Source organism: Candidatus Phytoplasma pruni, from assembly GCF_013391955.1.
Taxonomy (GTDB): Bacteria; Bacillota_I; Bacilli_A; order Acholeplasmatales; family Acholeplasmataceae; genus Phytoplasma.
Map to the genome: position 1 here is coordinate 36,737 of NZ_JABUOH010000066.1, position 19,922 is coordinate 56,658.

Here is a 19,922-nt window from a genome sequence, read left to right on the forward strand (position 1 = left end):
CTTATCATTATCGTACTAAAATTGTATAAAATAAAATTAATGGGTGAAAAATATGAATTTAAGACAAACGATAAAACAGATGTTTAAAAAACATAATTCCAAACTAGCCAAAGATGCGACTATGAGTTCTATTAACGTTGCCTTGAAAAAAAAGTTAAGATGGATTAACAGTTTTAATAAAAATATGGTTCCGTTTAACGAAGAAATTATCAAATTTTTAATCGCTCAAGATAAAAAAATTAAAAAAGAAAATGTTAAAAAACTAAAAGAACAAAAATTGAAAAAAAATAATTTATCTTTCGAAGATGATGAAAGTAAAGAAGATTACCAAGAAGAATTGAATTTAGAAAAAATTTCTAATTCAATTAAAGTTGATGACCCTGTCAGAATGTATTTGAAAGAAATCGGTCAAATACCTTTATTAACGCACGAAGAAGAAAGAGAAAATTCCAAAATGGTTTACGAAGGCATTAGAGCGCGTAAACAAATGATTAAATACAAAAGGAAAGAAATAACTCTAACTTCAGAACAAATTCAAAAAAACCATGAATTAATCAAAAAAGGTTTGTTAGGTAAAAGCAAATTAGTAGAAGCTAATTACCGTTTAGTGGTTTCTATCGCTAAACGTTATATCGGGAGAAAAATATTATTCTTAGATTTAATTCAAGAAGGCAATATGGGACTCATGAGAGCGGTAGATAAGTTTGATTATAGAAAAGGTTTTAAATTTTCTACTTACGCTACTTGGTGGATTAGACAAGCAATCACCAGAGCAGTAGCCGACCAAGCCAGAACAATTAGAATTCCGGTTCATATTATCGAAACAATGAATAAAATTTCTCGTTGCAGAGGTAAGTTGACGCAAGATTTATCCAGAAAAGTCGGTAATCACGAAATAGCGAAAGAAATGAATATTAAAACTAAACAAATCACTGATATTCAGATGATTGAAAAAGAAACCATTTCTTTAGAAACTTCAGTCCGCGAAGAAGATGATTCTTCTTTAGGAGATTTCATTAGTGACGCTAACGCTGTTTCGCCCCATGAATACATGTTGCAAGAAACTTTAAAAAATACTTTAGATGAAACTTTAGAAGAAGCTTTAACCGAAAGAGAACAACAAGTTTTAAAAATGAGATACGGCTTGTTAGATGACCGTATTTACACTTTAGAAGAAGTCGGAGCTATGTTTGGCGTTACCCGCGAAAGAATACGTCAAATCGAAGCGAAAGCTTTAAGACGTCTAAGATCGCCTTCAAGACAAAATAAATTGAAAATGCTATACAAAAATATTAACAAAAAATGATGAAAAGAATTGATTTTATTGCCTCTTTGCTTCAAGGTTATCATACGGTGGTAGATATCGGAACAGACCATGGTTTAGTGCTAAAAAAAGCTTTTGAACTAGGTTATATTCAAAAAGCGATTGCTTCTGATATCAATCCTCAACCGTTAGAAAAAGCACGGGAAAATTTAGAAAATTATCCTGTAGAATTTTATTTAAGCGATGGATTTGAAAATATCCCTTCCTCTTTTGATTTGGCTTTGATTGCCGGTATGGGTCCTTATACAATTATCCATATTTTAGAAAACACTTCTCATATCGGCAAACCTTTTATCTTAGGTTGTCAAGGGAAAATCCATCTTTTAGTAGAATGGTTAAAAAACAACCATTATACCATTCAAAACCATTATATTGTTCACGATAAATTTAATTATATGTTTTTAAAAGTCATCCGAAATAAATGAAATTTAATAAAAATGAAGATTTTTTTTATTTTGGATGGTAAAAAAACATTATTTCAAGTATAATAATAGTTGTTTAAAAGGTTTGAGTAGCTCAGCAGGATAGAGCAACGGCCTTCTAAGCCGTGGGTCAGGGGTTCGAATCCCTTCTCAAACGCCATTGTAGAAAAAAAGACAAATTAACAAAAAAATTAAATAAATATTTTATTATCAAATAAAGCATTTTGGTAAGAAAGTGTTTTATTTGATAATAAAAAAAAGGAGATGAAAAAATGGCTGTTCCCTTTAGAAGAACTGGTAAGACTGCAAAAAGAAAAAGACGTACACATTATAAATTAAACAAACCGACTTTAGTAGTATGTCCGGAAACTAATAATTTTACTTTACCCCATCGTGTTACTCTTAATAGTGGTTATTACAAAGGAAAATTAATTTTGTCAAAGAAAAAAAAAGATAATTAACAATATCCTATTTTCCCAAAAAGATATTAATTATCTTTTTTATTTATAAAATTATTTTATGGGAAAATATTGAACAAATTAAAGGAAAATAAACAAATGAAAAAAATGACTTCTTCTGAAATTAGAAAAATGTGGTTAAATTTTTTTGTAGAAAAGGGTCATTACCAAGAAAAATCGGCTTCTTTAATACCGCAATCTGATCCTACTTTATTGTGGGTGAATGCCGGGGTAACTCCTTTGAAAAAATATTTTGACGGTTCAGAGAAAGTTCGTTTTCAAAACATTGTTAATGTCCAAACATGCTTAAGAACTAATGATATCGAAAATATCGGCAAAACTTCTCGTCATAACACTTTTTTTGAAATGTTAGGCAATTTCTCTATCGGTGGTTATTTCAAAGAAGAAGCGATTGATTTAGCTTATGAATTGTTATTATCCGAACGTTTTTTCGCTTTACCAAAAGAAAAATTATATATTACTTATTTTCATCAAGACTTAGATACGTATCATTTTTGGTTAAAAAAAGGGATAGAGGAAAGTCACTTAATCCCTTTAGAAACTAATTATTGGGAAATTGGCGAAGGTCCTTGTGGTCCTTGTACGGAAATCTTTTTTGATCGTGGACCTGAATACGATCCAAGAGGTCCTGAATTGATTAAAAACGATATTGAAAACGATCGTTTTATTGAAATTTGGAATATTGTTTTTTCCCAATATAATTCTGTTCCCGAAACCAAACGTGAGAATTATAAAGAATTACCACAAAAAAATATAGATACTGGTGCTGGTTTAGAACGTTTAGCTTGTCTTTTTCAAGATAAAAAAACTAATTTTGAAACTGATTTATTCTATCCTATTATTGCCAAAATAGAAGAAATAAGTGGATTTAAATATCAAGAGGATGAAACGTTTAGAATTATCTCAGACCACGTTAAAACATTAGTTTTCGGCCTTGGAGATGGTGTTGTTTTAGCTAACGATGGAAGAGGTTATGTTCTCAAAAGACTTTTAAGAAGAGCTTTTCAAAAAGGTAAAAAAATAGGGTTAAATGAACCTTTCTTATATCGATTAGTACCGACTGTGGCTGATATGATGCAAGAATTTTATCCTGATTTAAAAGATAAAGAAACATTTATTGCTCAAATGATCCAAAAAGAAGAAGAAAAATTTTTACACACTTTAAAAGAGGGTGAAGTCAAAATTTTAGAATTGACTGAAGATAATAAAATATCTGATGAAAATTTTTTCAAACTTTATGATACTTATGGTTTGCCCAAAGAGGTTGTTTTAGAATTCGCCGAACAAAGAAATATTGAAGTAGATTCAGACCAATTTGATGTTTTCTTAGAAAAACAGAAGAAATTATCACAAAAAAACCAAAATAAAGATTTTAAAAACGGAATGAAAGAGCAAAATACGGATTATTTAAACTTTACCACTCCAAGTGAATTTGTGGGTTATGAAGTTTTAGAAGCCAAAACAAAAGTTCTTAAAGTGTTTAAAGAAGGTATTGTTTTAGAAAAAACTCCTTTTTATCCTCGTATGGGGGGGCAATCTTGTGATGAAGGAACTATTAACAATGTGCCCGTTACTAAAGTGACGAAATTACCGAACGGTCAAATAATACATCAAATCGCTAATGTCTTTCGCGAAGGACAAGAGGTAGTAGCTATCGTAGATCCAGAGAATAGACGCAAAAACTCTTTAAATCATACGGCAACTCACCTTTTAAATGATTCTTTAAGAAAGATTTTTGGAGAGCATATTAAACAACAAGGTTCCTCTTTGAATGATAAGGTTTTAAGGTATGATTTTAACCATTACAATCTCTTATCTTCTGATGATTTGATGCAATTAGAAAACCAAGTTAATGATTGGATTTCGCAAAAATACCCCGTTATAACAGAAGTGATGTCTTTTGTAGAGGCGCAGAAAAAAGATGCTAAATTTTTAGCAGATAAAGATTATTCTGATACAGTAAGAGTAGTTAAAATCCACGATTTTTCTCTTCAATTATGTGGTGGAACGCACGCGAAAAACACTATGGAACTAAAAAGATTCGCTATTTTATCATACAGTTCTATTGGTTCGGGGATTTATAGAATTGAAGCCACTTCCGAGGATAACGTTAGAAACGCTATAGAACAAAAAATTAGTCCTTTTGTCAAAGAAGAACAACAAATTTTGCAGAAAATAGAGCAAGATCGAAAAGTAGTTCATGCGGAAGTTATTCCTAAAATTATCATTAATTATAATAGTTATGCAGATATTCAAAACTATAAAGCTTACGTTCAAACTTTAAAACAACAACAGATCGCTCTCCAAAAAGAAGTGGTCAAAAAACAAACTGAGCTAATTTTGCAAAAAGCGGATCAATTTATTCCTGATAAAATTGAAAAACAAATGTTAATTATGATTCACGATGAAACCATTATAGAACCCAATATTTTAAAAACTTTATTAGAACATTTATTTGACAAATTACAAAATGATTTTTTAATTTTATGTCAAAAGCAAAACGATGGTTTTGTTTTATTGGCGAAAAGTAAAACCGTTCATGCGGGACAATTCGTAAAAAACATTAATAAAATCATTAACGGTAAAGGCGGCGGAAATAAAACTTTTGCTCGTTCTTTCAGTTCAGATATAACGAAAATAAACGAATTAGAAAAGGGATGGAAGACTTGTTTGTGAACAATAACAATTCTTTTTTAGGTTTAGATTTAGGTGAAAAAACATTAGGAATTGCTCTTTCAGAATCAGGCATTATCGCGAACAATTTAAAAACTATTAATTTTACTCAACATAAATATGAAGAATTATTAATGCCTTTAAAAGAAGTGATAGAACAATTCAACATTAAAACGATTATTTTAGGAAATCCTAAACATATGAATAATGATGTCGGCATTAAAGCGAAAATAAGTATGGAATTTCAAGAGAAACTACAAAATAATTTCCCTTCGGTGGAAGTGATTTTGTGGGATGAACGTTTATCTACCATACAAGCTTTTCAAGCTATGAATAGCAGTAGCGGTCCTAAAGTTTCTAAAAACAAACAAAAGAAAAATAAAAAATTAAAAGACGAAATAGCAGCGATGATTATTTTACAAAATTTTTTAAATTTTCGTTCTAACCAATTATTGGAACAACAGCAATTAGCAAAAAAACTAGAAAAAAAGCCCAAAAAGACAAAGAAAAATAAAAAAAGATAAAGCGTTTTATTATCAAATAAAAAAGGTTAATTTATTTAAATATGCCAATTATGAAAAACGAACTAAAAGAAAAATCTTTACAAGAAATTAAAACATATGCTCTTTCACATCAAATCCCTATTATTCATGATGAAACCAAATTATTTTTAGAAAAAATGATCGCTGACAATGATTTTAGGGATATTTTAGAAATAGGGACAGCGATTGGTTATAGCGCTTTATCAATGAGTAATGAAAAAAATAATATTCAAACCATTGAAAGGGAGTATCCTAACGTCCAATTAGCGAAGGATTTTTTAAAAAATACTTCTCATGAAATTGAAGTTATTTGGTCAGAAGCTTTTTTTTACCAACCGCAAAAAAAATATGATTTCATTTTTATCGATGCTTCTAAGGTTCAATACGAAAAGCTATTTAAAAAATACCAATTTTTTTTAAAGGATAATGGCGTTATTGTATGTGATAATTTGAATTTTCATAATTTAGATATCAACACTATTTCTAGAAGTACGAAAAGAATTATCACTAAATTAAACAGTTTTAAAACTTTTTTAACAGAAAATAGGGAATTTAAAACTATTTTTAAAGATATTGGTGATGGATTGAGTATTTCTTGGAAAAAAGATTTTTCACCTAAAATAATTTAATTTTGAAATTAAAATTATTATCAAATAAAGGAAATAAAATGAATAAAAAAAGTTATACTTTAACTCAATCAGGAGTTGATAAATTAAACGAAGAATTAAATCACCTTAAAAACGTTAAAAGAAACGAAAACTTATTAGCTTTAAAAGAAGCAAGAGAACAAGGGGATTTAAGTGAAAATGCTGATTATAGTGCAGCTAGAAACGAACAAGCTGTCATAGAAACCAGAATTTTAGAAATTCAAAATATTTTAAAAAATGTTAATATTATTAGCGCTTCTGTTAAAAACAAAGACATCAATATTGGGAATAAAGTTCATTTAAGATTTTTAGACACTATGGAAGAAAAAAACCTACATTTAGTAGGGATTTTAGAAGCGGACCCTTTTGTTGATAAAATTTCTATTGAGTCTCCTATTGGTCAAAGTATTCAAGGTTGCAAAATAGGCGATCAAGTGGTGGTTAAAACTGAAACTGGTAAAAACTTTACAGTAGAAATTCTAAAAATAGAATAGATAAAATGGAAAAAGCGAATAAATATTTGCCTGAATTTTATTATGATTCTTTTTTAGATATCCCTTATGATGATTTAGCGAAAAAGGGTGTTAAAGCTTTGTTTTTTGATTTAGATAACACTTTATTAGAAAACAACCAAAACGCTTTAAGCGAAGAAAATAAACAGTTTTTACAACAAATGCAACCCTTATTTAAAATAGTGATTCTTTCGAATGCTTCTCAAAAAAGATTGGCAACTGTTTTAAAAAGTGATTTTGATTATATTCCGCTTACTTTTTTTCATAAAAAACCTTCTTCATGGGGCTTTTTAAAAGCTTTGGAACAATTTAACGTTTCAGCAGAAGAAACAGTGATGATCGGTGATCAATTAAGAACGGATATTTTAGGAGCTAATAAAATGAAGATTACTTCTATTTTAGTAAAACCGATTAATAGAAACAACGAATCATTAGTTTCTCGTTTAAGCCGTTATTTCATCGAAAGACCTTACATCAAAAAAATCAAAAAAAATAATCCGAAAATTTATCAACAAAAATTTAAAAATTTTGTTGAATTAGAAAAATGATTGTGATTTATGTTAATAGAAAATATTTTAAAAAAATTAAACGAAAAATTTAAAAATGATACTCCGAGATTGAATCATATTTTAGGAGTTTATAGGAAAGCTATGGAATTAGCTCGGTTGCATAAAGTAGACATCTTACAAGCACAAATAGCGGCTTTATTTCATGATTATACTAAAAACGATTCTTTAGAATTCCATGTCTCTGTTTTAGATAAAAAAATCATTAATAAATATAAACAAGCTACTTTCATGTATCACGCTTTTAGCGCTCCTGTAGTGTTGGAAAAAGAGTTTAAAATTAGTGATAAAAAAATTTTAAACGCTATTAGAAAACATGTTTGGGGTCATAAGACGATGAATAAGCTGGATAAAATTATTTTATTAAGTGATAAATTAGAAAATAATCGTGATTTTCCGCAAGTTAATTATTTTAGAAAATTGGCTGTTGAAGATTTAGATCAAGCGGTTTATCAACTTTTAAAATTTAATTTTGCATATTATCAATCTAAAGGTTTTAAACATTCTGAAGAACAATTAGCCATTTTGGTTTCTTTAGAAAAGAAATTGAAAAAATAATGGTGTTGAATAATGTTACAAATTATTTCAGGAAAATACAAAGGTTTTAGATTAGATTTAGTTCCTTCAGAAAAAACCAAAAGTACTTCTCATTTAGTTCGCAAAGCTTTATTTGATACAATTGGGGCAGAAATAGAAGGTCAGACAGTACTAGATTTATTCTCTGGTTCAGGAGCTTATGGTTTTGAAGCCTTAAGTAGAAAAGCTCAAATGATCTATATGGTGGATAATTTATTTGCCGCTTATAAAACGATTAAAAAAAACAGCCAAAAATTGCAATTAAAGAATGATGAAGTACGCATTTTTTATGGCGATGCTTTTAGAATGTTGAAAAAATTTATCAAAGAAGAATTAATCTTTGGTTTAATCATTTTAGATCCTCCGTATTTTTCTGATTATTTGGAACCTTTATTCAATGTTTTAGGTCCCTTAACTAATCAAAATAGTTTAGTGATTTATGAAACCAATCACAAGATGAATTTACCGTCAAAAATAAACGATTTTCATTTAATTAAAAGTAAAAAATACGGTAGTAAGAAATTAAACTATTACCGCAAAGTTTTCTTGACTTTATCATGAAAATTTATTTATGTTTTAAATTATAATAAAATTGAATGATTTTATTTTATAAAAAGGAGAATTATATCGTATGAATTGGATGGGAACCGGTTTATTTTTATTAGGATTAATTTTAGGAATTGTTGTAGGAGCTTTTTTCATGTTCCGTTGGTTCAAAAAATATTTAGAAAAAAATCCTCCTATTACGGAAAGACAAATAAAAGAAATGTTTAAACAAATGGGAAGAACCCCAGGAGAGAAACAAATTAAACAAATCATGTCTTCTTTCAAAAAAAAATAAAAGGAGGTTTTATTTAATGAAGCATTATTTAGTTTGTTTTGCAATCATTTTCGTCGTGGTGGGAGCTCTTTTTGTCATGAACTTTCTTTACGAAAGAAAAGTGAAAATGAAAATGAAAAAATATTTACTGAATTGTTCGGATATAGAAAAAGAAGTCTTAAAAAGTTTTTTACAAAATAAAAATAAAGAATTTCCGCTAACTAAAAATTCTTCTATTACTTTGAATTTAGTGAAATTAAATATTTTAAGAAAAATAAAAGACGATAATACGAACCCTCTACACTCTTTTTACACTATCAATATAGAAATCTTTAATTTAGTGAATAAAGATAAAACTTTAAGAGAGGTATATTTATTCACTAATCATCACCTTTAAAAGGAAAAATATAATTCTTTTATCGTGGGAAAATTAACTTTTAAAAATTAAAAAGGAATAGAACAAAATGAGCCAATTAAAATTAATCGCTTATCATGAAGAAAGATTAAACGATATAGGAATCGTTAAAAACGGTTTAAAAACTAAATTAGATTCCGCTTTAACTAATGCTAATGATAATTATAGCGATCCAAGAGAATTAATGAGTTTATCTTTATTAGTATGTTTTTATAAAACTACTAAAAAATATCTTGCCTTGGAAAAACCGCATTTATCAGACATTAAAATCAAAGTGTTAACTAGTACTGCTAAAGATGAACAAGGTTTTTATTTCAAATTAGAACTAATTATGGGTATTAAAGATGCCTCCGTACAAGAAACGGCTGAAATCATGGATACAGTTCATACTAAATGCCCTGTTTCTAGAATGTTAAATGATTATCCTCATTTAATCTTAAGTGCTGTTTTATACGAAGACATCGCTTAAAAAAATATTTAGCCAAGTTAAAAAGAAATAAACCTAAATTGCATAAGATTTTTTAGGTTTTTAAAACACGTGTTAATATAAGATAAAAAATTTATATCATTTGAAAAATTGATTATTGTTTGTAAAAGAAAGATGGATTTTAATATGAAGAATTTAAACAATAAAAAAGAAAGAAAAGTAGTTAAAGTTGGTAGCCCCATTCAAGCGGTTATTAATACCTTAAATAAAGCTAAAGAATTATATTACGATAAAGGTATTGATTTAGAAGTAGTTAAAACTAATTGGACTGAAGAAAATATCGATATTTTAAAAAGTAAAAAAATTGATGGTTTAATTTACACCAATATTCATGTTTTTAAAGCGACTAATGATTTTTTAATTAAAAACAAACAAGAACCTTTTGTTTTTATTCAACCTTTTTATCATTCTAAATATGGTTTATACGCTAATAAAAAAAGCAAAAAACAATTATTAAGTTTAGAAGAAGTTAAAAAACATAAAAATTTAAAAGTCTTATTAGCTGTGGCTTTTTCTTTCATTGAACCTTGCGATACTTCCCGTTCTCTTTTAGTATTGAGAAATAACGGATTAATCGATATTCCTGAAGAGGTTTTAAAAGAGAAAAGATTAAATATTAATTTTTCTGATATCGCCAATCCTTATGAATTAGAGTTTACTAAAACTTCTCAAATTCCTTTTAAATTTGCTGAAAATCCTGATGAATTTGACTTAATGGCAAATTGGCCTGCTTTTATGAATAGCAACCCTGATTTTATCAGAATCGGCTCTAATATCACAGGCGAAAATGAACCAACTAACGAAATAGTAGAATCATACGCTATTGGTTTGATTTCAAGACAAGATAACCAAAATAGCGAAGAGATCAATATACTAAAACAAATTCTACAAGATCCTGAAGTTAAAGCGTTTCACGTGAATCAAACTCATAACGGCATGAAAAATTATGTTATGATTGAAAAACCTGAAGAATTAAAAGATAGACTAATTAAAAATTGGTTATAAACTAGATAACCGTCAAGAAAAATAATAAATAAAAAGATTAAAAGGATACGATTATGAATAACTTAGCTGGCAATCACAACGATAATAAGCCTAAAAAAACTATTAAAATAGCTACTAATTTTCCTTCTTCTTTAAATACTTTACAAAGTACTAAACATTTGATTGAAGATGGCTACATTTTAGAAGTTATTTCTGAAGCAGAATTAAAAGAAAAATATCAAATCACTTGTAATGACGCTCTTAAAGAAGGTCTTGTAGATGTGAGCATTTCTAATAATTACCACACTATGAATTCTTATAACGATTTTTCGGCAACTGATGAAGAAACTAAATTAACGATGGCGCAACCGTTTTTTCACCCTCGTTACGGTCTATACGTTCATCAAAAAAACCCTTTAAAACTTCAATCCGTAGAAGATGTTAAAAAACATAAAAACTTAAGATTGTTATTTGCTCCTTTTAATGATTTATTCGCAGCACCATGTGATTTTTCACGTTCTCTTTTGTTGTTAAATAATTTAAATTTAGTTAAAATCGATGAAGAAGTGATCAAAGCTAAAGGTTATAGTTTGAATTTAGATGATATAGAAAATATTTATGATTTGGATTTTGTTAAAACTAACAACTTATTTAAAGTAGTGGAATTATTCACTGATCCGACTAAATACGATTTATCTATCAACTGCCCTGGTTTTATGAGAAAAAACCCTGATTTCAAAAGAATCGGTACTGTAAGTCCTGAAGAACAAGAAAATAATATTGTTTTCTCTTCTTACGCTATTATTTTAGCTTCTCGCAAAAACAACCAAGATGATGAAAAAGTCCAAGCGGTGAAAAGATTTTTAAAACACGAACAAGTGCAAAAAACTATGTTTGAAGCTGGTGGACCAGGTAAAGATTACGTTATGGTCCAAAACCCTGATAAATTAAAAGCAGACATACTAGCTAATTTCGAAAAATAATTATCCATAACTATTTGATAAAAAACAAAAAAATATGACATCCTCACGGGTGATATTTTTTTTGAAAAAAGGAGTTTAATAACCGCTTATGAAAGATAATTCTTTTCGTTCCCATTTTCCTATTTTTAAAAACAATCCTAAATTGGTTTATTTCGATTCCGCTTCTACTTCTTTAAAACCACAAACAGTGATAGATGCTATGTCAGATTTTTATAATGATAATGGTATGAATTTTAGATCTTTCGGCGCTTTATCCGTACAAAACAATCGTTTAATGGGTGAGACCAGAGAAAAAACGGCTCAATTCATCAACGCTGAACCTGAAGAAGTTATTTTTACCAAAGGAACGACTGAATCTTTAAATATGTTAGCACAAATTCTTTCACAAAACATCCAACCAGGAGACGAAATTATCACTTCAGAATTAGAACATAATTCATCCGTTTTACCTTGGATTAAAGTAGCAGAAGATAAACAAGCTAAATTAGTGTTTGTTCCTTTAAGTGAACAAAACAAAATCACTGTGGAAAACTTTAAAACTGTTTTAACCGATAAAACTAAAATAGTAGTTTTAACCCATATGTCTAACGTTTTAGGTTATGAAACTCCTATTAAAGAAATCTCTCAAATTGCTCATCAAAAAGACGTGTTAGTGATTTTAGATGCGGCTCAATCTGTAGCTCATCAACGTTTAGATATGAAAGATTTAGATGTTGATTTTATGGCTTTTTCGGCTCATAAAATTTATGGACCTTTTGGAGTAGGCGTTCTTTACGGTAAAAAAGAACATTTAGAAAAAATGAAACCTTCTTTTTTAGGTGGCGGTACGATCCAAGAAGTCTTTAAAGATCATTATGTTTTAAGGGATACCCCTTATAAATTTGAATCAGGAACTCCTAATATAGGCTCAATCATTGCTTTTAAAAAAAGTTTAGAATTTATTGAATCTATTGGAATAGACAAGTTTCATCAACATAATAAAAAAATGGTTGCTAAAATTAAAGAAGAATTTAAAAATATCCCACAAATTAAGGTGTTGAACGAAGGGGCTGATAATTTAGTACTTTTCGTTTTTGACAAAATTCACGCTCATGATGTGGAAAGCTCTTTAGCTAAACATAATATCTATCTTAGAACAGGTCTACATTGTGCTAATTTAGTTTCCAAAAAATTAAACCAAATAAGCACTATTAGAGTGTCTGTTGGGATCCACAATACTGAAGAAGATATCGCTTTTTTAATTACTCATTTAAAAAAAATAAAAGATTTTTTAGTTTAATTTAAAAATCAAAGGAATTAACCAATGTGTGTAATGAACGAATTACAAAAAAAATTAATGATTCAACATTCTAGTCATCCTCAAAACCATGGCTTAGTGCAAGACGATAGTTATTTACATATTCGTTACCAAAATAACTCTTGTGGTGACGCTATAGATTTGCAAATCAAAATAGTAGATGATGTTATCGTGGATATTAAACACGATACTCAAGCTTGCGCGGTATGTTGCGCATCAGCTAGTTTAATGTCAGTACATTTAAAAAAGAAAACTATCCCTGAAACGCTGAATAAAGTGAATCACTTTTTAGGAATGGTGAAAGATAAAAACTACGACGAAACACAAATAGATCCTGAATTGAAAGTGTTTAACTTATTGAAACAACCTTCCAGTAGAGTTTTATGCATCAGTCTCCCTTGGGAAGCTATACAAAAAAATATCGAAAAAAACCATTCTTCCTTAAAATAATATACCAAAAAAGCCTTTTTCAAAGATAAAAAGGCTTTTTTTATTATATAGGGATTAATTTATTATAGTAACGCTTTATTCGTTTAATTGGTAATCAATAATTTGACCATCAGAGGAAACGGTTTTTAACAAAACATCCGTTAGAGGGTCATATTCATAATCAATGGTTATTCCGTTAGGTAAAACCTCTTTGATTAAATAGTCTTTTATAGGGTCAAATTCTTTAATATGGCCGTTAGGAAAGAAAATTTTAACCAATTTATTCGTTGCTGGATCATAGCCGAAAATAGTTTCTTTAACGGTTTCATCTGAAGCAATTTCTCTTATAATAAGGTCTTTTTCTGTATCCATTTCGATGATCGTTTTATCTGGTAAAAAAATTTTAATTAATTTATGACTATCAGGATCAAAATCTGGTATCGATTGTAAAACATTTCCGTCTGGGAAAGTGTGTTTCAATAAAAAACCCTTTTCTGGATCATATTCTTTAATAGATTTATCAGGTAAAAACTCTTTAATAAGAATGTTATTGTCGATATTATATTCTTTTATCGTTCCGTCTGATAAAATTTCTTTTTGTAAATTATTCTTATACAAGCTAAATTCTTTAACATCGCCGTTCGGGTAAATAATTTTTTTTATTCTTTTAGTGTTGATGTCGTATTCTGTAATATTTTTATCTTCTGAAGAAATTTCTTTCACACTATTAGCTTCATATATTCTGATGTTTCCGTTCGGCAACATTTCTTGATGTAAAATATTACGGTATTCTTTAACAATTCCTTTGGGCGTGATTTCTTTTAATAAATGTCCCGCAATAACGTCATATTCTCTTGTATATCCTGTAGGAAAGATAATCTCCATCAGATTCCCTTTTAATTTTTTAATAGTTTTATCGGGGTGAATTTCTTGCATAAACTGATTATTTTCAACATTGAATTCAGTGATAGTTCCGTCAGAAAGCAAAATTTTTTCTATTGTACCCGTCTTAAGGTCATATTGAAAAGTTTTAAAATCATTCACCAAAACTCTTAATAAAGACTGCGTTTCTGGTTCATATTCATAATAAAATTTAACTTTATTGGGTAAAATTTCTTTAATAACTTGTTGTTGGTCGTTATATTTTTTAATATGACCGTTAGGGAATTTTTCTTGAATTAAATGACCTGTGATAGGGTCATATTCTTTAACATGTCCTTCGGTAGAAATGGTTTTCATTAAATTATTTGTAATGGGGTCATATTCAGTTATTTCACTATCAATATCCATATTTTGATGAGAATCTTTAGCGTTATAATAAGATTCCTTTGTATTATCCGCCGATAAAAAAGTGTCTAGATATGGTTGATGACGTTTATAAAGAACAAATAGGTACGCCATAACAAACAATAATAATAAAATAGGGATTAAAAAAAATTTAGTCAAAGCGTAAATATTATTGTTATTATCTTGTGGCGGTTGCAAATATTTCCTCTTCTGTGTAAAATTTTAATCATTTGAAATTATGGGTTTTATCTTTGTTAAAATAAGGATTGAGAAAGTCAAAAAATATCATTAAATACACTTTTATTATACAATAAAAAAACTATTCTCATTCTGATATCCATCAATCATTTAAGCATCAAAAAAAGCAAGAAAATTGTTTTTCTTGCTTTTTTTGATTAAAACATAAAATGGTTCAAAAGAGTGTTTTTCGTCCGAGACATTTGTTTGATCTTTTTGGAAAATAATTTGTGATTTGAAAAAAAATCAATTAGAGAAGATTTCGTTTAGAAAAAAAGATAATTTATAACCTCAGAAAAGATAAAAAACATAATTAAACGGTAAAAAGGATAATTAAAAGCCTTTCGATAAACTTATCAATAAGAAAACAGAGAAAGTAAAAAACTTTTTTATTTTATCAAAAGTGGTTTTTTTCTTAATAAATTGACGATTCCATTGACTTTAAAAAAAATAATGTTATAATAATAACAAGCTATATTTATGATTATTGTTTAATAATCATTTATGATGAACTCACTGCGTCATTAAAAAATTCATGTAGCGAAGGAGGTTTAGCGAAAAAAATTGTTAATAAACGTTTTTTTAAATAATAACGCTTAAAAAATAAAATTATATTATTTTATATATATTCGTAAATTTCATTTTTTTAACATTTTTCTTTAATGATATAAAATATTAAATTTAGTCATTATTATAGTTGGTAAAACCTTCTATATTTAATAATTAAACAGTCAATAAGCATGAATATACTTTTATTTTATATTTTTTTAGAAGATGAAACTAAACTTATAAAATTCTCCAAATAAGGAGGTCGGGATATCATGAACCCAAAAGAACTAATTCTCAAAGTGAGAGTTTAAATAAAGATGTTACCACTAAAAAGAAAATAATAAGAAAAACTCTCAAAAAGAAAAAACCCCAGAAAAAATTCGATTTATTCCTTTTCGTTCGTAATATTTTAATTTTTTTTCACATTATTTTGTTTATCTTTTTTAATTTATTTTTAACTTATAAACTTAATCTTTTTAATAAAACTAAAGTACATCCTTTTCTGGAAAACTGTTTTGAAGCTATCAAAAAGATGGATAGAAACATTGATAAAGCGCAAGAAAATACATTCAAAATGGATAACAAAAAATTAGAAGAAGATAATGAAAAAATTAAAAAAGCAATACAAGAGAGAGAGTTAAAAATAAAAAAACTAGAAGACAGAATAAATAAAAAACAATTACATTTTGATGAACAAAAGAAAAAAGAAATAGAAAAATTAAACAAAGAAATAAAAGAATTAAAAGTATCTCAACAAAAAGATAAAGACGAAATTGCAAATTTACAACAAGAAAAAAAATCCACAACAAATCAAACGTCAAATGTTAGTGATAATCAGCCAAACCCTGCATCCAACACAACACCTCCTATTTCGCAACAACCTTCTTTCCCTTATCCAAACGGAGGACAATATAATAATCCCGGAGGCCATTATCCAAATTATCATTACGATAAATTAGAAAATAAAATAGAAAATTTACAAAAAGATTTAGATCATAAATTATTGATAATGTTGGCTTTTTTTGTGATTATGATTTTAAGCATTTTATTAATTCTTTCTTTTGGTAAAAATAAACAAATGTCTCAGAAATTAGATGCTTTGCAAGAACATAAAAAATTGATTGAACTACAAGCAGCGATCGATAAATTAAAAAATAACGAAGATAAATAAAAAAAATACTTTTTTTGTAAAGAAATAAAAAGTTAAGATTTATTTTTGGAAATAATAAAAATTATATCAAAAGGGTATGTTAATAATGGGGGAAATACATGAATAAAAATAGCAATAATATAATTTATTATTTTTTATTCACTCTTTTAGGTCTTATTATTAGTCTTTTTTTAGGTGTTTTTCTTTATTTTGAAGCTCTTTCAAACGAAATTAATTATCAAGCGAAAAAAAGTCAAGTTGCAAGTGCTATAAATTATACTTCTAGAAAAATAGGCGGGGAGAATTTAGTTCGCAAACCTAGTTTTTATGATGAATTTTTGCATTCATATTTCGTCTTAATGAATGAAACTTTGCTTGATAAAATGTTAAAAAACAAAATCAACAAGTTTATAAAATAAAAATAATTCTTTCCCTTTAAGAATTAAACCTCTTAAATATAAAGGAGGTGGAGATAATTAAGAAAAATAATAATCAATCCTCAAAATTAGCTATCGGTTTGTTAACTTTTTTTGTCTCTATTATCGCTTTAGTTGAAGTTTTTCACGCTCTTTCCAAATGGAACAATAATAAAAGTGAAAAAGAAATGAAAATCAATAATATTAATGAAATGATCGATGTGGACGAGTTAGCTGAAGCTTTAAAAAATCCTGAACAAGTAGAAAGTATGAAAAAATCTTTACAGGAGATTAAAGACGCTATTGCATCAAAAGAAGGTAATAATTCTTTAAGTCAAAGCATTGATAAAATTAAACAACTTTTAGACGAAAAAGTAACTACTGTAGATAAACTCGATGAAACAGCTAAAAGAATAGATGGAGAATTAACAACTTTAAAAGCAAGACTTGAAACGGACTCTGAAGGAGAAAACGGGCTACAAAAAGAAATTAAAGCCGTCTTACAAAAAAATTTTCCAGTAAAACAGATACAAATCAACAATCTAACTGGTACAGAAAACAACAAAAACATTCTTGATCCGGCCGCTTTCAAAAAAATCTTTATTGATAATGACAATAATAATAAAGGTATATTAACACAGATAAACGAACTACTTAAAAACAACAACACTACTTTAAGTGAAGCTGTAAAAGGGAATAATATAAACGCAAAATTAGACTCTTTATTACTAAAACTTCAAAAAAATAACGATACTTTAAGTGATGATTTGAGCAGAATTGTAGCTGCTATGGGCGGAGAAGACAAAACTAATATAGAAAAATACGCAAAGGAAATTAAAGTACATAAAGTCGGAGATAAAGAATTTGAGGGTTATAAAAGAATGGACGAATTGACCGGTTTAGATGAAGAAAAGAAAGCTTTCAATAAACTACAAGCATTTATGCATTACAACATTGATGTTCAAAAGTTAAAAATACCCGTTGCCACTGGAGCTATTTTGCACGGTGTCCCAGGAACAGGTAAAACTACTCTTGCTAGAGCTTTAGCGAAAACAACTGGTTTTGATTATATAGAAATTGATGGCACTGAGTTTCAAAAATACAACACAAGAGAAGGAATTAATAGAGTGCACGCTTTATTTAAAAGAGCTGAAGAAAGTCAAAATATCATTATTTGTGTTGATGAGTGTGAAAATACTTGGCGCGATTTGACTATAGCTGACAATCCGGGAACAAGAGCGATTACTACAACCTTTAAAGCGGAATTGACTAAATTCTCAAAAGATTATACGAAAAACATTTTTTGGATCGGAACCACTAACCATATAGAATGCATTGATGAAGCTATTTTGTCTCGTTTTAATCATAAAATCGAAGTAAAACCTTTAGATTTGCAAGCGAGAAAAATATTTTTAATAATGGATTTTTTAACAAAACAAGGATGGAAAAAAAAGCAAACAAACCTTACGACAGGAAAAGACGAACTTTTAACAGCAGAAAGTGATCAAATTACAGATGAAGCGATAAATTATTTAGAAAATGGATTTGTTGTAGAACTAGAAAAGTATCCAGAATTACAATCATTTAGAGCTATGATAAATATTTTACATGAGTCAGCTTTAACAGCTATTATTAGAACTAGAAAATCACAAACTCCTTCAAAACAAAAAATAATGATTACTGAAACAGATATAGAAACTTGTTTAAAAAAAGAAATACAAGAACTAGAAAACCGAAAAATAATAGAAGAACAAGCGCTGAGAAAACAGATTAAAGAAAAAATAAAAAAAGAAAACTTGGAAGCAGAAATTAGAAGGCAAAACCCATAAGGTTGAAAAAAATCTAAAAAATAGTAAAATTACAAATATAAAGGAGTAATAATGAAAAAACTACAAAAACAAAAAAGTTTAACTGTTAAATTATTTACAATTATTTTGTTAACTTTACCTTTAATAACTTTAGTTGCTTTAACAGCGACCGTTTTAGAAAGGAATAATATTTCTATTACACAAATATTCAAAATTGGGCAACCTAACAAGACGGAAATGAATGAAAATGACGCTAAAAAACTTTTTAAAGTTCTAGATTTAAACCCAACAGAAAATGAAATAGAATGGGCAAATTCTAAGAACGCAATAGACTTCGCACCAAAAACTTATTATTTAGTGGACACTTTTTCATCTTTAAAAAAGAAGGAAATTATAAAAAGATATCAAGTGTCTTTTGAAGATGAAGTTTATACTGACACCGATCTTTTTGCTAAAATAGGTCAAATAACGAATTTTTTTATTGAAAGGTCGGAAAATGGCCAGACACAAAAAAATACTGTAGCAGGCGCTATGCAAGCTAATAAAATAGAATGGATTTTAGAAAAACCAAATCAAACAAATACAAACACAACAGACAGACAAAATGTAACACAAGAAGAAGAAAATGTTAAAAAAGCTATTTTATTATACGGTACAAAAACGAATAATAGCGACAGAACAAGAACTGTGAACTCCTTAACAACAGACCAATTAAAAACACATGAAAAAACTAAACATTTAACAATATCGGAAATTAAAGACAATTTCGACAAACTGAAAGGTATTAACAATACTTACAAAGAACAATACAAAAACGACAAAAAAATGATCTTAGAAATAACATTTACACTTAACCAAGATAACATTAAAAAACTTTTTGATGAGAGTAACACTCAAACAGCGCCTTTTATAAAAACAGAAACAGTTAATGGACAAACAAAAAAATATATAGATTTGACAACAGTATTCGAAGTTTATACAGGTTAATCATATTATTCATCATTTTTCAAAAACTAAATTGTGTTAATTCACAATTTAGTTTTTTTTATACCTTGTAAAAGGATATAATTTTTTTTAAAGGTAAATAAACCTTGCAGAATTAATTTTTTTTAAAAACTACTATTACAACTTTTTTTCTTAGTTGCTTATTTCTCTAAAAATCAACCTTTTCCAGAGAAATATCCGCTTAATCAATCAATTTTATTAAACTATAAAACCATTAAACAAGCTTTTAAGGCTGAACTGAGGACAAAAATTGAACTCTCGAAAAAATAAATCAACATTATTAGGGGCTATACGTTTTGTATAGCTCTTTTTTT

22 protein-coding genes and 1 tRNA gene are annotated in these 19,922 nt (G+C 27.9%); 22 read left to right on the forward strand and 1 reads right to left on the reverse strand.

What is annotated here, in order from left to right; genetic code table 11:
• Positions 1 to 52: 52 nt before the first annotated feature.
• The 18 genes from rpoD to sufU all read left to right on the forward strand — a co-directional run bounded on the left by rpoD (position 53) and on the right by sufU (position 13,177).
• Entirely contained in the window at positions 53 to 1,306 is a 1,254-nt protein-coding gene (gene rpoD, locus HR065_RS03460) for an RNA polymerase sigma factor RpoD (RefSeq protein WP_178734547.1), read from the forward strand.
• Positions 1,303 to 1,749 (forward strand): class I SAM-dependent methyltransferase, encoded by a 447-nt coding sequence (locus tag HR065_RS03465; protein ID WP_178734549.1) that lies wholly within the window; start codon positions 1,303 to 1,305, stop codon positions 1,747 to 1,749. Before rpoD ends, HR065_RS03465 begins: the two co-directional genes overlap by 4 nt.
• Before the next feature lie 80 nt (positions 1,750 to 1,829).
• Positions 1,830 to 1,906: transfer RNA gene (locus HR065_RS03470), tRNA-Arg, on the forward strand.
• Between the two features lie 112 nt (positions 1,907 to 2,018).
• Positions 2,019 to 2,207 (forward strand): 50S ribosomal protein L32, encoded by a 189-nt coding sequence (rpmF, locus tag HR065_RS03475; RefSeq protein WP_017191476.1) that lies wholly within the window; start codon positions 2,019 to 2,021, stop codon positions 2,205 to 2,207.
• A 96-nt stretch (positions 2,208 to 2,303) separates the two neighbouring features.
• The gene (alaS, locus tag HR065_RS03480; protein WP_178734551.1) at positions 2,304 to 4,901 is read left to right on the forward strand and encodes an alanine--tRNA ligase; all 2,598 of its coding nucleotides are present in this window, start codon (positions 2,304 to 2,306) and stop codon (positions 4,899 to 4,901) included.
• Complete coding sequence (gene ruvX / locus HR065_RS03485) at positions 4,892 to 5,422, forward strand: Holliday junction resolvase RuvX (RefSeq protein WP_244948363.1); 531 nt, start codon at positions 4,892 to 4,894, stop codon at positions 5,420 to 5,422. The genes alaS and ruvX overlap by 10 nt, the downstream gene beginning before the upstream one ends.
• A gap of 41 nt (positions 5,423 to 5,463) precedes the next feature.
• A complete protein-coding gene (locus HR065_RS03490; RefSeq protein WP_178734555.1) occupies positions 5,464 to 6,069 on the forward strand; it encodes an O-methyltransferase in 606 nt (201 codons plus the stop codon).
• Positions 6,070 to 6,107: 38 nt separating this feature from the next.
• Positions 6,108 to 6,581 (forward strand): transcription elongation factor GreA, encoded by a 474-nt coding sequence (gene greA, locus HR065_RS03495; RefSeq protein WP_178734557.1) that lies wholly within the window; start codon positions 6,108 to 6,110, stop codon positions 6,579 to 6,581.
• A gap of 5 nt (positions 6,582 to 6,586) precedes the next feature.
• Positions 6,587 to 7,147, forward strand: a complete 561-nt coding sequence (locus HR065_RS03500) for a YqeG family HAD IIIA-type phosphatase (protein WP_178734559.1) — start codon at positions 6,587 to 6,589, stop codon at positions 7,145 to 7,147.
• A gap of 9 nt (positions 7,148 to 7,156) precedes the next feature.
• The gene (gene yqeK / locus HR065_RS03505; RefSeq protein WP_178734561.1) at positions 7,157 to 7,723 is read left to right on the forward strand and encodes a bis(5'-nucleosyl)-tetraphosphatase (symmetrical) YqeK; all 567 of its coding nucleotides are present in this window, start codon (positions 7,157 to 7,159) and stop codon (positions 7,721 to 7,723) included.
• 12 nt (positions 7,724 to 7,735) lie between these two features.
• Complete coding sequence (gene rsmD, locus HR065_RS03510) at positions 7,736 to 8,302, forward strand: 16S rRNA (guanine(966)-N(2))-methyltransferase RsmD (protein WP_178734563.1); 567 nt, start codon at positions 7,736 to 7,738, stop codon at positions 8,300 to 8,302.
• 70 nt (positions 8,303 to 8,372) lie between these two features.
• On the forward strand, positions 8,373 to 8,582 hold the full coding sequence (locus tag HR065_RS03515; RefSeq protein WP_178734565.1) for a YneF family protein: 210 nt from the start codon (positions 8,373 to 8,375) through the stop codon (positions 8,580 to 8,582).
• A 16-nt stretch (positions 8,583 to 8,598) separates the two neighbouring features.
• Positions 8,599 to 8,958: a hypothetical protein gene (locus tag HR065_RS03520; RefSeq protein ID WP_178734567.1), complete on the forward strand. Its 360-nt coding sequence runs from the start codon at positions 8,599 to 8,601 to the stop codon at positions 8,956 to 8,958.
• Positions 8,959 to 9,025: 67 nt separating this feature from the next.
• Positions 9,026 to 9,445, forward strand: a complete 420-nt coding sequence (locus tag HR065_RS03525; protein ID WP_178734568.1) for an OsmC family protein — start codon at positions 9,026 to 9,028, stop codon at positions 9,443 to 9,445.
• Between the two features lie 144 nt (positions 9,446 to 9,589).
• Positions 9,590 to 10,468: a MetQ/NlpA family ABC transporter substrate-binding protein gene (locus HR065_RS03530; RefSeq protein WP_178734570.1), complete on the forward strand. Its 879-nt coding sequence runs from the start codon at positions 9,590 to 9,592 to the stop codon at positions 10,466 to 10,468.
• 53 nt (positions 10,469 to 10,521) lie between these two features.
• Entirely contained in the window at positions 10,522 to 11,430 is a 909-nt protein-coding gene (locus HR065_RS03535) for a MetQ/NlpA family ABC transporter substrate-binding protein (protein WP_178734572.1), read from the forward strand.
• Positions 11,431 to 11,518: 88 nt separating this feature from the next.
• Positions 11,519 to 12,709 (forward strand): aminotransferase class V-fold PLP-dependent enzyme, encoded by a 1,191-nt coding sequence (locus HR065_RS03540; RefSeq protein WP_178734574.1) that lies wholly within the window; start codon positions 11,519 to 11,521, stop codon positions 12,707 to 12,709.
• Positions 12,710 to 12,733: 24 nt separating this feature from the next.
• Positions 12,734 to 13,177: a Fe-S cluster assembly sulfur transfer protein SufU gene (sufU, locus tag HR065_RS03545; RefSeq protein WP_244948364.1), complete on the forward strand. Its 444-nt coding sequence runs from the start codon at positions 12,734 to 12,736 to the stop codon at positions 13,175 to 13,177.
• A 75-nt stretch (positions 13,178 to 13,252) separates the two neighbouring features.
• On the opposite strand, the gene HR065_RS03550 is transcribed toward sufU, so the two are convergent.
• Positions 13,253 to 14,641: a hypothetical protein gene (locus HR065_RS03550; RefSeq protein ID WP_178734576.1), complete on the reverse strand. Its 1,389-nt coding sequence runs from the start codon at positions 14,639 to 14,641 to the stop codon at positions 13,253 to 13,255.
• A gap of 1,120 nt (positions 14,642 to 15,761) precedes the next feature.
• Between HR065_RS03550 and HR065_RS03555 the strand changes: the two genes are divergently transcribed.
• The 4 genes from HR065_RS03555 (at position 15,762) to HR065_RS03570 (ending at position 19,590) form a co-directional block, all read left to right on the forward strand.
• Positions 15,762 to 16,400 carry a hypothetical protein gene (locus HR065_RS03555; RefSeq protein ID WP_178734578.1) on the forward strand — a complete coding sequence of 213 codons (639 nt, stop codon included), beginning with the start codon at positions 15,762 to 15,764 and terminating at the stop codon, positions 16,398 to 16,400.
• Between the two features lie 98 nt (positions 16,401 to 16,498).
• On the forward strand, positions 16,499 to 16,798 hold the full coding sequence (locus HR065_RS03560; RefSeq protein ID WP_178734580.1) for a hypothetical protein: 300 nt from the start codon (positions 16,499 to 16,501) through the stop codon (positions 16,796 to 16,798).
• A 47-nt stretch (positions 16,799 to 16,845) separates the two neighbouring features.
• Positions 16,846 to 18,624: an ATP-binding protein gene (locus tag HR065_RS03780; RefSeq protein WP_178734582.1), complete on the forward strand. Its 1,779-nt coding sequence runs from the start codon at positions 16,846 to 16,848 to the stop codon at positions 18,622 to 18,624.
• Positions 18,625 to 18,675: 51 nt separating this feature from the next.
• Positions 18,676 to 19,590, forward strand: a complete 915-nt coding sequence (locus tag HR065_RS03570; RefSeq protein WP_178734584.1) for a hypothetical protein — start codon at positions 18,676 to 18,678, stop codon at positions 19,588 to 19,590.
• Positions 19,591 to 19,922 lie beyond the last annotated feature (332 nt).

Bases quoted from the DNA above. Each gene is read 5' to 3' on its own strand.
- HR065_RS03520 (WP_178734567.1), top strand. From the start codon at position 8,599: ATGAAGCATTATTTAGTTTGTTTTGCAATCATTTTCGTCGTGGTGGGA.
- HR065_RS03570 (WP_178734584.1), top strand. From the start codon at position 18,676: ATGAAAAAACTACAAAAACAAAAAAGTTTAACTGTTAAATTATTTACA.
- sufU (WP_244948364.1), top strand. From the start codon at position 12,734: ATGTGTGTAATGAACGAATTACAAAAAAAATTAATGATTCAACATTCT.
- HR065_RS03525 (WP_178734568.1), top strand. From the start codon at position 9,026: ATGAGCCAATTAAAATTAATCGCTTATCATGAAGAAAGATTAAACGAT.
- HR065_RS03540 (WP_178734574.1), top strand. From the start codon at position 11,519: ATGAAAGATAATTCTTTTCGTTCCCATTTTCCTATTTTTAAAAACAAT.
- rpmF (WP_017191476.1), top strand. From the start codon at position 2,019: ATGGCTGTTCCCTTTAGAAGAACTGGTAAGACTGCAAAAAGAAAAAGA.
- rpoD (WP_178734547.1), top strand. From the start codon at position 53: ATGAATTTAAGACAAACGATAAAACAGATGTTTAAAAAACATAATTCC.
- HR065_RS03490 (WP_178734555.1), top strand. From the start codon at position 5,464: ATGCCAATTATGAAAAACGAACTAAAAGAAAAATCTTTACAAGAAATT.
- rsmD (WP_178734563.1), top strand. From the start codon at position 7,736: ATGTTACAAATTATTTCAGGAAAATACAAAGGTTTTAGATTAGATTTA.
- greA (WP_178734557.1), top strand. From the start codon at position 6,108: ATGAATAAAAAAAGTTATACTTTAACTCAATCAGGAGTTGATAAATTA.
- alaS (WP_178734551.1), top strand. From the start codon at position 2,304: ATGAAAAAAATGACTTCTTCTGAAATTAGAAAAATGTGGTTAAATTTT.
- HR065_RS03530 (WP_178734570.1), top strand. From the start codon at position 9,590: ATGAAGAATTTAAACAATAAAAAAGAAAGAAAAGTAGTTAAAGTTGGT.
- HR065_RS03515 (WP_178734565.1), top strand. From the start codon at position 8,373: ATGAATTGGATGGGAACCGGTTTATTTTTATTAGGATTAATTTTAGGA.
- HR065_RS03535 (WP_178734572.1), top strand. From the start codon at position 10,522: ATGAATAACTTAGCTGGCAATCACAACGATAATAAGCCTAAAAAAACT.
- HR065_RS03560 (WP_178734580.1), top strand. From the start codon at position 16,499: ATGAATAAAAATAGCAATAATATAATTTATTATTTTTTATTCACTCTT.
- HR065_RS03465 (WP_178734549.1), top strand. From the start codon at position 1,303: ATGATGAAAAGAATTGATTTTATTGCCTCTTTGCTTCAAGGTTATCAT.
- HR065_RS03500 (WP_178734559.1), top strand. From the start codon at position 6,587: ATGGAAAAAGCGAATAAATATTTGCCTGAATTTTATTATGATTCTTTT.
- HR065_RS03555 (WP_178734578.1), top strand. From the start codon at position 15,762: ATGGATAGAAACATTGATAAAGCGCAAGAAAATACATTCAAAATGGAT.
- yqeK (WP_178734561.1), top strand. From the start codon at position 7,157: ATGTTAATAGAAAATATTTTAAAAAAATTAAACGAAAAATTTAAAAAT.